This window comes from Paenibacillus donghaensis, assembly GCF_002192415.1.
GTDB classification, from domain to species: domain Bacteria; phylum Bacillota; class Bacilli; order Paenibacillales; family Paenibacillaceae; genus Paenibacillus_AQ; species Paenibacillus_AQ donghaensis.
This window is the reverse complement of sequence record NZ_CP021780.1, coordinates 2,700,133-2,713,251: the sequence shown is the minus strand read 5'-3', so window position 1 is coordinate 2,713,251 and position 13,119 is coordinate 2,700,133. Positions and strand designations below refer to the sequence as shown.

The following is a 13,119-nucleotide window of genomic DNA, read 5'->3' as shown; positions in this document are numbered from 1 at the left end:
AGCTGCTGTAGTTGTCATGTAGTGTGTTTGCATAGTTGTTTGTAGTTGCAAGTATAGTAAAAAGCAGCAGGATTGCTCCCGCCGCTTCCGCTTCACTTATGATCAGTTCCGCTTCTTACCTGCGTCAATCTTGGCAGGGTCAAGCCCCTCCCAGATGTTCGGAATGTCCACCTGCTCCGGGTGCTCAAACACCAGGAATGCCGTAGGCAGATAACGCTCGCCATACTGGGAGGAAGGTTTGTTAACAATCTCATGGTCCTTCACCAGTACGGTCGACGAACCTCCGTCCAGATTGGCTGCGATTACCGCACCGTGCTTCAGCATAATCTGCTGCACATCGTAGAGGTTCGCGCCTATGCTGTAGCTGGGCTGGCGGCCGTCAATCACCACGAACAGAATCGCCCCATCTGCGCGTTGACCCATGGCCGTGCGCGGGGCAATGCCCCAGCCTTCGGCGGCATTCTTGATCAGCCCCTTGCCGTTGACGATCAGCCGCGGTTGAAACGATACTGCCTCCTGCACGCCAAGCTTGCTCAGCTCCTCCAGCGAATAATTGCCGGCAAGCATCTTGCCTTGCTTGTCGAGGCCGACGATTTGGGTCGATTTTTTGCCGCCCAGCCCGTTATAGTAGAGCTTGCCTTGGGAGACAACAATACCAATCGGCTTGAAGCCGTTCCCCTTCCAGTTCGGATCGGCGAAGCCGCCGCCGTTCACTCCGGCAATCGCTCCGGTCCGCTCGACCATGCTGGTGACTTTCTCACCGGAGCCGACCTTCGCGGGAATACCCAGCCGTACCTTGGTCGGATCGTTCACGATCATTACGAACCCGGTATACCCCGTTCCGCTGACCTGCTCAATCTCCACCAGCGGTTTGGGCTGCTGCTCATCCTGTGTATCCCCCGCTCCTTCGTCATCCGTAATAGGAGGCGGCTCGATAACATGTGTATCCTTCTCGTCGCCCATATGGGAGAACCGGTCGGAATATTCGGCTACCCTTGTCTTTAATTCGTCTTCGCCGATAATGTATTTGGCCCAATGGCGGTGCTGGGTGGTGATCAAGGTGTCTGCCACCGTATAGCGGAAATTACGGGCAGAGGGTGCCAGGTAGAACCAGCTGCCGCCAGCGATAATAAGGATCACCAATACTAGAAACAGCCGGGACAACTTGCGCAAGAAGCTTGTTCTCTTGCGCTTGCGGGTCTTCTTGTTCGTTCTTGCGTTTGATCGTTGGGGTAGAGATGAAGAGTTCACTTCTCGATATGCCTCCCTGATGAATGCTGTCTAATCTTACCTTTACAAGTCACATAAACTCATATTAGACGATTCGGAAGCTTGAAAAGTTTCATTTTATTCAATATTTTGTAACTTGAAGCCCCATCCGCAAGTGTCCTTTCTAAGCAGAAACGCCCCGCCCTTTTAAAGGACGGGGCGTTTCTGCGAGAAATAGAGGGATAATATATAGCGTGAAACAAATAAATTCTTAGATTTCACAAAAAGTCGGCGGCAAACTAATGTCTGCCCACACCTCCGCCACTGCTCGCGTTGCCGCCACCGCCGCCCGAAGAACCGCCGCTGGAGCCGCCACTAGAGCTGCGGCCGCTGCCTCCCCCACTGCTGGAGCCCCCGCCGCCGCTGCTTCCGGAGGAGGACCGGCCGCTGCCGCCACCGCTGCTCCAACCACCGCCGCCGGAGGAAGAGGAGCGCCCGGCTCCGCCACCACTGCTTCTGCCACCTCCGCCGCCCCAAAAGCTCTGTCCGCGAGGTTTCGCCACCTGGTCATTGTGATGGTGACGATGGCGGCGGCGGTTGTACCAGCGGCTGCCATAACCATAGTCCGCCTGGCCCCGCCACACCCCATACCGCCGGATGCTGCGGCGGGTGTAAGGATTAAACGGCACGCCATACAGCCCCACGTAGCGGTTGCGGCGCACGGCATTGATTCCCACCAGCAAAACAACAGCCATAAACACAATAAATACGGCCTTGGGGTTGGCCTCCGAAAGTCCGGCCGCTTCGTTGAACGTCTTGGCGGTTTGGCCCGCATTGCTCAGCTTAGCAGGTGCCGAAGTTGCTGACGAAGCCGCTGCAGGGCTGACTGATCGTTCCGCATTCTCCAGCATGAAGCTGTGGATGGCATTAACCGTTGCCGTGGCTCCGGCTGCATAGCTTTTTTTGGCGAAATAAGGTTCAAGCTGTTGATCGAGCATGCCGCTGATTACCTTATTGCTAAGCAGATTGTCAACGTTCTTCCCCTGCAGCACATGATAGTTGTCGCCTCCGATATCCAGCACAAGCATCACGTCACGCGGACCGGCAGCAACCGAAACAAACTTCTTGTAGGTATAATCCTGCAGACTTTGCCCGCCTGTATTCTTGACTGTAACGACATACACTGCGCTGCCTGAAGCGTCCAGGTACCGGTTGCTGGCATCGTTGATATAATCCCTGGTGACCTTCGGCAGAACGCCTGCGTTGTCGGACACATAATTCTTGGAGCTGACCGGCTCTGCCCAGGTGCCGCCTAGACTGCGAATGAATTCACCATAGGTCTTGCGGGCACCGCTGCTATACTGCTTGGATGCAAAGTCTGGTTCGAGATAGGTGGACAGGATACCGGAGAGGTCTTTGTCCGTGACCGTGTCTTTGATGCCTTCCCCCTGCACCGCCCAATATTCGTCATCCTGAATCGAGAACAGCAGCAGCATGCCGTTATTCTTGTCCGCCGAGCCAATACCCCAGCTGTTGAACAGGTCCGTGGCATATTCCCTCATCGGAGTGCCGTTTGTTGAATCCACCGTAACCAGCACCACCTGCGCCCCATCCCGCCGCTGCAGCTTGACCCCGTAATTCACTAAGTAATTCTCCGTCTTCTGGTCAATCACATTGGCATAATCATTGACTTCATAAAAAGCCTTCGTAGGCTGCGGCATAGCCCCTGCGGCCCGCACCGCTACGGGTTGCGGCAGAAGCATTACGCTAAGCAGCAGTGTGAGCAGCGTTATTCTAAGTGTTCTCCAGTTCATAAGTACCTCCTGCACATCATCTATTCTCTAGTTCTATTATCGGTTCCCCGCTTCTTCCAGAATAGTCAGAATAATGACAGAGGTGTCAGCTTCCGGCCGCCCTTAACCAGCGTGGATTCCAGCATATCGCCCTTGGTACCTGAGAAATACAGCTGCCAGTACACGCCGAAGCGCAGGCTCACATCATTCTTGACCAGCTCGGGCGGCGTTACGATCAGCCACTGGAATTTAAGCGCCTTGGAAATTTCGAAGACGGGGTCCAGCACATTGTTGGAGACCATCTCGCCAAAAGGATTATCGTACAGGAAGACCGTCCAGCCCTTGTTCTCCCGGTTGACCCGCTTGTGGGTCATAATCATCATCGCCACCAGAAGCTGCACGGACTGGCGTTGTCCGCCGCTGCCGACCGCTTCATCCATCGCCCCGCGGTTGATGACCTCCCAGTCGGAATAGTGGTAATCCTCAGGTGCCGCATAGAGGAAATAGTTCTCCGTTACCGGCTTGTATACCTGGAGCACCGGAAAACGGTTCTGCAGGGCTGCATAGAGCAGCCGCCCGTCATTGATGATCTCCTTCAACGCCGGTGCGGGCACCTGCTCCATCTTCGGATATTTGTCCAGCAGCTCATGGATGGTCCGGTTGAAGAAATCGGTCACCTGCGGTTCGATTTCATCGGTGGACCTTGGCACCTGGATGTTCTTGTAATTCAGCCGCACAAGTGGAAAAGCATGCTGATTCTCGTTATGAATAATCATCCGCCGTTCCATCCGCTTCAGGATGTCGAGAATCTGTACGACTCTTTTGGAAGCCCGGCCTACCCACATGCTGCGGGACAGCTCCATGCCTTCCTTGTCGCTGCGGATGCTCTCCATCTGGTCCTGCGAGCTGCGCAGCATCGAATCCAGCACCTGCCGGGCCACCTCGAAATCATCCCAATGCACGCTGTTCAGGCGCTCCTGGATCTTGGTTTCCAGCTCACGGTTCCAGCCGCTCTTGGACAGCTTGCCGCTTAATTCATGTTTCTCTTCCTTCACCTTGCGGGATAACTCCGCCCGCGCAGCCCGGCTCTCCTTAAGGGCTTGCAGCCAGTCCGCGACCAGCGCCTGACAGCTCTCCCGGACGCTTAACAGCAGCTCCTCCGGCAGCTCTTTCAGCAGCACGGGCACCTCCATCTGCGCATTCATAATGGTCCGCTGATTGTTCAGTATCTGCAGCAGCAGATCGATCCGCTCCAGCGTCTGCTTGCAGCGCTGAATCCGCTGCTCATTCTCGGCCGTCCGTTCGCGCAGCTCCTCCTGCTTCTCCTCCAGCGGCGCAAGCCACAATTCTGCCGCGCGCTCATGCGTATCCTGGATTGATTTCTCCAGCTTGCGCAAGTTCTTCAGCAGATGGTCCACTTCCGTTTCGCAGCGGATATACGCATCGTGAAGCTGCTGGTAGTCCTCATCCAGCATCAGCGTGTCTGCTTTCTGGCGTGTTCTTGCCGCCTGGATCGATTCCGGCGAGCCTTCGGGCAGCTTCTGCTGCGCCCAGTCACGGTCCACCTGTGTGAGGCTGACTTCCAGCTCCGTCACCTGCTGCGTTGCCGTTCTGATGCCCGCCTGCCTGGTGCGGATCTCCAGCTCATTGCGGGTGAGCGATTGCTGCAGTCCTTCCACACGGCTAAGCAGCTGCAGCAGTACATCCTGCTCTGCGGGGTTTACAGTCTCCGCCTCCTGCAGAGCCGAAGTATCCTCCACCGGAAAAACAATCTCCGGGAACCAGCTCTGCAGCTTCGGAAACAGCGTGAATCTGGCTTCGCCCATCCATTGTTCCCGTTCGCTGCCCATGCTGTCCAGCTGTGTCTTCAAGTGTGCCAGCTGCTGCTCCTTCACCAGGCTGTCCTTCTCCAGCTGTGCCTTATGCTCTACCAGTTTCTGCTTGTCCTTGTAATCGGACGCTTGCTTGCGCAGACGTTCGGTCCAGCCTCGCAGCGCGGTCTCCCGCTGCTCCAGCTCCGTTCTCCGTACGCCACCGTCTGTAATTGCCCGCTGGATTGCGAAAAGGGCCGTCTCATTGCCTTGCAGCTGCGTATTCAATTGCTCCAGGGCTTTAAGCAGTTCCCGGTGCCGCTCTTCCAACAGCTTCCGCTTAGCCGTCAGGCTGTGGGAATGCTCAGTCTGGAACAGCTGGGCGTAGGCCAGCTGCGCCGTTCTCAGTCTGGAATGGTAAGCTTCAGCGTCCTTCAGCGTCTGCTCCTGTTCTTTGAGCTGTGCTTGAATCCCGTCTCTCCACTTCAGAAACTGCTCGGGCTGAATCACCATCTGCAGGCCTTGATGCTCCAATAGCGTGTAAGCGGCTTGCCCCGCGCTGATCATCTCTTCACGCACAAATACCGGTACCGCCGATTTCAGCAGCAGTTCGGCCAGCAGGCCTGGCTGAATCTTGGCAGCTTCCCGCCGGGTGACAATCAGGCCGTAAGGCAGCAGCGGCTGCCGCTCCAGCTCCTCTCTCCGCTGGCCGAGTGGCAGGTCGTTCAGATAAGAGCTGCCGGCGATGGAATGAATCTTCAGCGCGTCCAGCTTATCCTTCACGGTCAGGATATCACCATTGGGCAGCCAATACGGCTCATGCTGCAGCTCCACATCCAGCAGCTGGTTGTAATAGTCTCTGCGGCAGCGCTTGTTCTGCTGCTCTGCTTGCTCCAGTCTCTGAATGAAACGCGCTTCGATGGCATCCTTCAGCTCGAACAGGGCCGATGCGCCAAGGCGGTGATGCTCCTCATACAGCTCCAGCAGCACAACCAGCTGCGACCAGAGCTGGGATTCGGCAGCTGTGCGGGTTTCCAGCAGCGCAGTAAGGTCGTCCGCCTCGCGTTCGAGCGCTGCCAACTGCTCCGTGAGCCGGGTGTGTGAGGTATGCAGTGACAGCTTGCCACCCTCCGTCTGCTTGCGGTCCTCCTCCAGCCTCGACAGTTCCTCCTTGGTGCTCTTGATCTCATTCAGTGTACGCTGCAGCGCCGGATCAGGCGCATGGGCAGCCTCCTGTCCATGCAGGGCGGCAAAGGCTCCGGTGTCTTCGCTGAACTGGCGAATCGCCGCTGTAAGCTTCGGAATTTCGGTCTGGATGCCACCCAGCTCCAGCAGCAATTCCTCCCTGCTCTTGCGCAGCCCGCGCTCTTCGTCTCTCAGCTTCTGCTGGGATGCTCCGAACCCGGCGAGCGTCTGCTGCCATAGCTTAAACACAATATCCCACTGGCTTCGCAGCTCCGCCTTCACGCTGTTGATCACCTGCTGGCGCTCTTGCGTCTCCAGCGAGCCTTCAATGGCGGCAATCTCTTTCTGCCATTGCTCCATTTGCCGGGTATAATTCAGCCGCTTAGCCAGATAGAAGTCCACCTCCAGCTGCTTCTCGCTCTGCCGGGAATCCTCCAGCCGCTGACGCGCCCGTCCCTGATGATCGCCCAGCCCTTTCAGTTCCTCGGCCTTCAGGTCATGCTCCTGCCTGCTGCCCAGGTATTTCAGATTGTCCCACTCGAATCGCAGCTGCTTGCCTTCCGCATATTGCCCGGACAGCTCTTCCGCCGCCTCACTGCGGCCCGTTTCCGTATTCTTCAGCTCAGCCTGGATGGCCGAGTAGATCTGACGGCCGTGCAGCTCGCTGGCCTGAACACTACTGTCTGCCGCAGCCCCCTGCTCCACCAGCCCTTGCAGCGGGCTGGCCATGCCGATAAACTCGGCATAAGCCTGCTCCCTCTGCTCCAGCATCGGCAGTCTCTGGGCAATGACGGCCACATCCATAAACATCTGCTGTAGGGACTGGTCCTCCTCGCGCAGCCCGTCACCCAGGCTAGCGCCAATCTCCGGGATGATCAGCTTCTCGAACAGATTGTGGTTGCTGAAGGCTTCATGTTTCTTGAAATAGCCTTTGATCCCGCCCTCTTCTCCGTTGATCCGGCGCATATTCCGCCATTCCCCGATATGGATGTCACGCACCGCAAGGAAATCGTAATACTTGCGCAGCTCCGACCCGCTGCTGCCGTAGACTATGACCTCGCCCCGTCGTTCGCGGAGGAATTGCTGTAGAGCTTCAAATGAGGCCGGTTCACCCGCCGCCTGATCATACAGCGGCAGCGAAGCAATCGTCAGCTCCGCCCCTTCTCCGTAATTGAGCAGCGTATACAGCATATAATCAACCTTGATTTCCTGCTGATCCAGCGACTGGTGCGCCGTAAGGGCGATACCGGTTGTGATGTATTCATTCCGTTCACTGTGGTCCAGCAGCCATTCGATGGCTACATGGAAGGTGTAGGGCTTGAGTTGTTTTTTGTGATTATGAAAAAAAGCTTCGACCTGGTTCTCGTTATCCTTGCCCCAGGCAGCCTTAGGCATCAGCAGCTGGAAGATCGCCTGCAGCAGTACACCCTTCCCGCCGCCGTTCATCAGTGTGATGAGCGTGTTGGCCGGACCTTCCTCATTGCACAGGTCCAGCAGCATATCGTCGTATTTCTTCAGCATCTTCTCGTATTTCAGACCTGCAATTCGTATCCGTTCAATTCTGGGCATCCGCTGCACCTGCTTTCTCTGCCAGAGTCTGTTCGATCAGGGTCTTCAGTTCCTTGTAGCGGTCAACATCATGGTACAGATAGCGCATTCTCTCATACAACTCATCCCGGGGGAAGATCCGCTTCTCCTGCTCTGAGATAAAGACCAGATGCTCCTCTTCCAGCAGCTTCATGCCTTCATGGATCAGCCCGATCCGTGAGCCTGAGCCACGTGAGAGAAGATCGCTCTCCTCCTGGCTTTTGGTCTGCATATAGAGGCTGGTCCATACTTTGTACATCGCTTGAATGTCGAGCTGCCACTGTTTGCTGAACCGCCCTTCCCCATCGAGGTTGTACCAGGCCTGCAGCACTGCAGACACCTGGTCAGCCAGCTGCAGATAGGACATACTGTCCTGCCCGGGCTTGAAATGGCTCTCATCCTGGTCCATCTCGGCGAGAAAAATCAGAATGATGACGTTAATGGTATGTAATTGCGCCTTGCGTTCAATGCGCGAATATTTGTTCTTCAGCTGCGTGAAGTTGGTGGCGAACACCGAACCGATCGGATTCACCAGCAGATGCAGCCGTTGTCCCGAGTTCATCACCCGGCAGCCGCCTTCCTTGGCCACATACTGCAGCGCATCATAGGCTCCCGCATCCTGCAGGCATTCGGCGGCTGCGGGATCATTCAGGGAGATGACTTTGCGGCGCAGCAGGTCAAAGAACAGCTTCGAAGCCTGCTGTAATTGCTCTAAAGAATAACTCATGTTGTCTTCTCACCTCTCCGTAATCGTTAGGGTATAAGGGCTGATCTCCAGGCCGGGCCAGCGGACCGGCTCTGTACTACCTGCCTCAATGGTGGTTCGCAGCTTCCGTCCGCGCAGCACCGCAAGCGAAGGGTCATGGGCCAGCAGCTGTGCCAGCAGCCGTCTGCACTCATCCTGCCCTTGTCCGTTCTCCTCGGCGGTATCCTCCACCGTGATTTCCGCATGGAACAATTGCACCCACAGATCGACTGCATCCGGCGTCGCCGTCCACTGCTGCTGTGTCTCCGGCGAGAAGGCATCCGCCGCAAGCGTGAAGCTGCCCTGCTCGGCCAGCACTGTAAACACCGGTGCCCACAAGGCGGTCACCTCGTTCCACGGAATCTCCTGCGGGCTGTAAGGCATCCCCGGATCTTCTCCATGGTCGTCCATTTGGTCTTCAGGCAGTTGCGGCTGGAAGCCGACATCCTGTTCTTCCCAGGCCCAGGCCAGCGGGTACACGAAATCCTGATGAGGAGAGAATAGACCTTCCAGCAGCAGCTCCATGCTGTCACCGCCCGGCAAGCCCGTCTCCTTGACCCATTCCTCCCACACATGTGTGCGGAAGTTGAAGCCGGAGGCTCCCCAGAACAACTCCGGGAAGTTCAGCCGCAGATTCGTTTCCGCTTCAAAAATACTCAGCACCACACCCGCCAGCTCATCATGCACCCGCCGCGACAGCTCCACCCGTTCCGAGAGCATCCGCAGCTCGTTGAAATCGATCACATCCTTCTCGTCGTTGGCCAGCCGGGCCAGCGACCGGTGGATCGTATCGAAATGCTTGCGCTCCGCGTCGAACTGCAGCTGGATTTCCTCGAGCCGCTGATGGCGGTTCACCCCATATTCGCTGAAGATATGCTTCGGATTGCGGCGCAGCGCATTGCGGTATTCCTGCTGCTGCTGAATCATTTTGCGGACCCGTGAAATCAGTTCATTGACATCCTGCAGCGCTCGCGTCACCCTTCCATACTTGATATGCATCTGGATCTCCAGCAGCTTGATGCTGATCTGGAACTCTTCGATAATCTCATGACTCATGAAGATCAGCTCCATCGCATATTCCGAGAGCCTGTAGACCGTCTTGCCGGTCTCCTCCCAGCTGGTGCGTGTGGCATCCTCATCCACAGCGAAGAATTTGTACTTCTGAATCTCCATCTGCCGGGTTGCATCGTCATAATAATACGATTCGAAATCGCCGCCATTCCCGCTCCACAGCAGACCGTCCACCAACCGCTCCACGGACTCCGCCGAGCCCAGACTGCTGATGCCAAAGCGGTTAAGCGCGTTCCAGGCCAGTGAGACCAGATCCTCCTTAGATCTGTCTTCGCTGGAATCCAGCTCCAGATAATACACCTGCAGCAGAATGCTGAGCGCCACCATTTCTTTATACGGCTGAAGCTCGCCCAGGTTCATGCCTGCCCCCAGATTCCACAGCGGGTTCAGCCGTTTATTCCGTTCACCAAAGTCCGACCAGTTCATTGTTCTACCACCCCCAGAGCCAAATAAAACCCACATCTGCCCCATGAAGGGACAAATATGGGTTAAGAAATCCACTATACTTATGAGTCCAGCAACAAGCGCGAATATATGTTTCTATTATACCAATAGGATTATCGAGTTACCAGGCATAAAAAAGCCCCGCTTTCCTGTTAAGGTTGACGGGGTACCTCTTTGATTATGTACATATAAAACCCGCCAGTATCTACTGGCGGGTGATATGGTATAGCCAATTAGATCAAGAAAGTCTTAGAGATGATTACCAACAAGATAAACAGAACCAATATTGCAGTGGTAGAAGTAAAGCCACCATATCCCCCAGCTAATTCACCCATTATAATCTCTCCTTTGTAATTGAATAAAATTTAGAATATGCAGGCTTTCAAGATAATAACTAACAAGATAAAGAGTACCAAGATTGCACCTGTCGACGTAAAAGGACTAATAACTTTTTTTTCATGTTCACACCCATATCCTCCAACAACTCCACTCATTCGTTCATCCCTCCCTTATAATTGAATACATCTTAGAATATGTGGGATTTTTATCTGTGCTTGGGTAAATAGGAATCGAATTGAGGGGGGTTGGATACAAAACTGGCTTGTTGCGGAATCCAGTGTTTACGGAGTTTATAATATAAAATGACCCGTCAGGCATTAGCCCGGCGGGTCATTTTATGTATGCTCTAAACTCAAACCGTTCCCTCATAAACCGATGAAAAATCACATCCTCAGTAACAGTACTTTTCTAGAACTACTTTCAATCCATCTTCGTCATTAGATAACGTTACTATATCCGCAGCTAATTTGACTTCATCAGGAGCATTATCCATAGCCACCCCTAACCCTGCAAAGCGAAGCATATCTATATCATTGAAGTTATCACCAAAAGCGACTATTTCTTCTTTTGTGACACCATTAGCCTTTAATCAAAACACCCCACCAAAGAATGGGTTAGGTGTTTCCGACTAAATTTGCCTATACTAATTTCTTCAAGAACAGACCGATTTCTTCAATGTATTTTTGTTGTTCTTCATCTGGAATCATATGACCGGAATTCTGAAATTCTATAACATTCAATCCGGGGATTGATTCCTTATATATTTTGAGTGTTTCTTCCGATATATCCGAAGGAATTTTTGCCGCCGCATTCCTACCAGCGAAAAGAGCAACTGGAATGTGAAGCTTTGATAGTTGTTCCGAAAAATCAACTTCATCTGCGTCATTCCCCAATCCTTGCAACGCTTCAAGACGCATATGGTTTAATATTGGCACTTGCAAATACACCAATTTACTCCAAAAATCCAAAGCCTCTTTCCCGACACTTCTATGTATAGGTGCTTGGTCAACCAAAATAAGTCCACACATGTCTTTCTGATTTGATAAGCTCCAACCTATAGCGTACGCAGCACCTCTGGAGAACCCAAGTACACAGTAATTCTTAAGGCCGCAATAGGAAATAACTGCTTCAATATCTGATAGATGATCCACAAGATTATAATTATTTTCTGGAGTAGAACTCAACCCACGACCTCGAAAACTAAAAGTAACAACATGTCCCTGAATTTTGGACAGCAGTGGGATGGCTCTCTCTGCAGATTCCCACAATCCATTAATTATAAGTAATGAAGGTGATTTTTCAGATACCACTCCATTCTCAAGAATGTGTAGAACAACTGCCTCATTACGAATAAAATAACTTTTCATATTTCACCATCCATTTCAAATATATTATTCCATCAACAAAGATACCTTCAGGCGGCTGTTCCAAAATCACATCTATCCGTTTCATGTAATCATACATCGCTTCACAGCAGGAAGACATTCTTATTTCTCAGATGGATTCTAAACTCAAATCTCTCCCGAACATTTACACTCACGTGACAGAGCGGATAAAACAGCAAAATTCTGAAAAGATAAAAATACATTTTGGAAACATCTTAAAAGGACGGAAAAATCCGAAGTTGTGATTTTTTTGTAATTTCCATTCTAAATTATAGACCAAAAACCCTTATAAACATTGATGTTATAAGGGTTTTTTATTCCATTTTTTTCTATTATATCAATAGTTTCGCGGATGTGCTATGGATTCATGAATACAACCTCGTAATCGGGAAAAGCTTCGGTCCAGTCTGCAATCGTCTTCGGCAGCTCGGTGGTATTCGGTACGTTGGTGTAGAATCGGACGATGGCAATATCGATTTCTTCGATGCTGTTCTCCTCATCCGTGTCCAACACGGCTGCCCAATAGTGGCCTTTCTTGTCATGCATGATGATGGCTTCCGTAAGCGTAAAGAGTCCCCGCACGCCGCCCTGGACAACCTCTGCGCCCAGACCGTCCAGATCCTTCGGCTTATCCAGCAGTTGCATGCTGTTTAAGAACAGATCGTAATCACTCCATACAACTTTGCGGAATGCCTTGTCTTCGGCTGCCGTTTTGAAGACGCCTGTGTCCTTCAGCGTGTAGTTAACCTCTTTGAATGGACCCTTGGAATACTCCCCGCTGTAGGTCACATTAGCGCCGGCAGAATACACCGGAGTAGGACTGGTTACATACAACTTGCTGCCAAGCAGATAGAAAAAGATGACCGAGCCGTTCTCTTCCTTGTATACGGCCATCCGTTTGCGCACCACTGCCGACTCCTCGTCTAATCCTCCGGAATGGGCACCGTCGAATGCCTCCATGGAGAGCGATAGCTTATCCTTCTTGACGTTGCTGAATTTAACATAAGATCCGTAGAACGGCGAGTTGCTCGCCCTATGCCATTCACCGCTCCACTCTGCTGCCGTAGGAACCTTAATACTGGCCGCTGCAGAGGCAGTCAAGGCTTCCACCGGCAGCTGGCGGGTACCGTCTTGGTTGCTCCACACCCCGGCGAAGCCGGTGCCGGGAATCCACCAGCCCTGAAAATGTCCGGTTTCCTTGCCTTTGGCATCATATTCATACATATTGGCCATTTTTCCGCTGACATTGCCTGTTAGCCTTATCGTCTTTTTGTATTTGTCGTAATAATAGCTGCCAGTCAGTTTCCCGCCGCTCTCAATCTTGATCGACATATGAATCGGCAGATTGCCATTGATCGCGCCAGTCAGCGGCACCAGTCCATTAGTGGCTGGACTCTGGGCTGTGGCCGCCACTTGGAGCGGAGCAGTCCTCTCCTGTGCTGCAGCGGCATCCGACTCCGGTGTACTGAAGAATACGGGCAGCAGCAATGCGGCAGCCAGCAGTGCACCTATTTTTTTATTCAAATTAACGCCTCCCCTTCTCATCTATC

The 13,119-nt window shown here is 53.2% G+C and carries 9 protein-coding genes and 1 pseudogene; all 10 read right to left on the bottom strand.

From position 1 onward, the window contains the following. Window positions 1–102: 102 nt before the first annotated feature. The 10 genes and pseudogenes from B9T62_RS11830 to B9T62_RS11795 all read right to left on the bottom strand — a co-directional run bounded on the left by B9T62_RS11830 (window position 103) and on the right by B9T62_RS11795 (window position 13,093). Complete coding sequence (locus tag B9T62_RS11830) at window positions 103–1,251, bottom strand: phosphodiester glycosidase family protein (protein ID WP_087915438.1); 1,149 nt, start codon at window positions 1,249–1,251, stop codon at window positions 103–105. A 257-nt stretch (window positions 1,252–1,508) separates the two neighbouring features. Then, window positions 1,509–3,023: a TPM domain-containing protein gene (locus tag B9T62_RS11825; RefSeq protein WP_087915437.1), complete on the bottom strand. Its 1,515-nt coding sequence runs from the start codon at window positions 3,021–3,023 to the stop codon at window positions 1,509–1,511. 65 nt (window positions 3,024–3,088) lie between these two features. Beyond that, on the bottom strand, window positions 3,089–7,567 hold the full coding sequence (locus B9T62_RS11820) for a coiled-coil domain-containing protein (protein WP_087915436.1): 4,479 nt from the start codon (window positions 7,565–7,567) through the stop codon (window positions 3,089–3,091). Further along, the gene (locus B9T62_RS11815; RefSeq protein WP_087915435.1) at window positions 7,554–8,312 is read right to left on the bottom strand and encodes a DUF6063 family protein; all 759 of its coding nucleotides are present in this window, start codon (window positions 8,310–8,312) and stop codon (window positions 7,554–7,556) included. Before B9T62_RS11815 ends, B9T62_RS11820 begins: the two co-directional genes overlap by 14 nt. 9 nt (window positions 8,313–8,321) lie before the next feature. Beyond that, on the bottom strand, window positions 8,322–9,827 hold the full coding sequence (locus B9T62_RS11810; protein ID WP_087915434.1) for a hypothetical protein: 1,506 nt from the start codon (window positions 9,825–9,827) through the stop codon (window positions 8,322–8,324). A 251-nt stretch (window positions 9,828–10,078) separates the two neighbouring features. Then, a complete protein-coding gene (locus B9T62_RS40230; RefSeq protein ID WP_211296453.1) occupies window positions 10,079–10,180 on the bottom strand; it encodes a YjcZ family sporulation protein in 102 nt (33 codons plus the stop codon). Window positions 10,181–10,210: 30 nt separating this feature from the next. Then, window positions 10,211–10,339, bottom strand: a complete 129-nt coding sequence (locus tag B9T62_RS41760) for a YjcZ family sporulation protein (protein ID WP_425436646.1) — start codon at window positions 10,337–10,339, stop codon at window positions 10,211–10,213. A gap of 236 nt (window positions 10,340–10,575) precedes the next feature. Further along, window positions 10,576–10,755 (bottom strand): annotated as a pseudogene (locus tag B9T62_RS11805) (HAD family hydrolase); the annotation flags it as partial. A gap of 67 nt (window positions 10,756–10,822) precedes the next feature. Continuing rightward, complete coding sequence (locus B9T62_RS38975; RefSeq protein WP_157685580.1) at window positions 10,823–11,551, bottom strand: alpha/beta fold hydrolase; 729 nt, start codon at window positions 11,549–11,551, stop codon at window positions 10,823–10,825. A gap of 375 nt (window positions 11,552–11,926) precedes the next feature. Further along, on the bottom strand, window positions 11,927–13,093 hold the full coding sequence (locus B9T62_RS11795) for a lysozyme family protein (RefSeq protein ID WP_087915432.1): 1,167 nt from the start codon (window positions 13,091–13,093) through the stop codon (window positions 11,927–11,929). Between the last annotated feature and the right edge of the window lie 26 nt (window positions 13,094–13,119).

Bases quoted from the DNA above. Each gene is read 5' to 3' on its own strand.
- B9T62_RS11820 (WP_087915436.1), bottom strand. From the start codon at position 7,567: ATGCCCAGAATTGAACGGATACGAATTGCAGGTCTGAAATACGAGAAG.
- B9T62_RS38975 (WP_157685580.1), bottom strand. From the start codon at position 11,551: ATGAAAAGTTATTTTATTCGTAATGAGGCAGTTGTTCTACACATTCTT.
- B9T62_RS41760 (WP_425436646.1), bottom strand. From the start codon at position 10,339: ATGAGTGGAGTTGTTGGAGGATATGGGTGTGAACATGAAAAAAAAGTT.
- B9T62_RS11810 (WP_087915434.1), bottom strand. From the start codon at position 9,827: ATGAACTGGTCGGACTTTGGTGAACGGAATAAACGGCTGAACCCGCTG.
- B9T62_RS11825 (WP_087915437.1), bottom strand. From the start codon at position 3,023: ATGAACTGGAGAACACTTAGAATAACGCTGCTCACACTGCTGCTTAGC.
- B9T62_RS40230 (WP_211296453.1), bottom strand. From the start codon at position 10,180: ATGGGTGAATTAGCTGGGGGATATGGTGGCTTTACTTCTACCACTGCA.
- B9T62_RS11815 (WP_087915435.1), bottom strand. From the start codon at position 8,312: ATGAGTTATTCTTTAGAGCAATTACAGCAGGCTTCGAAGCTGTTCTTT.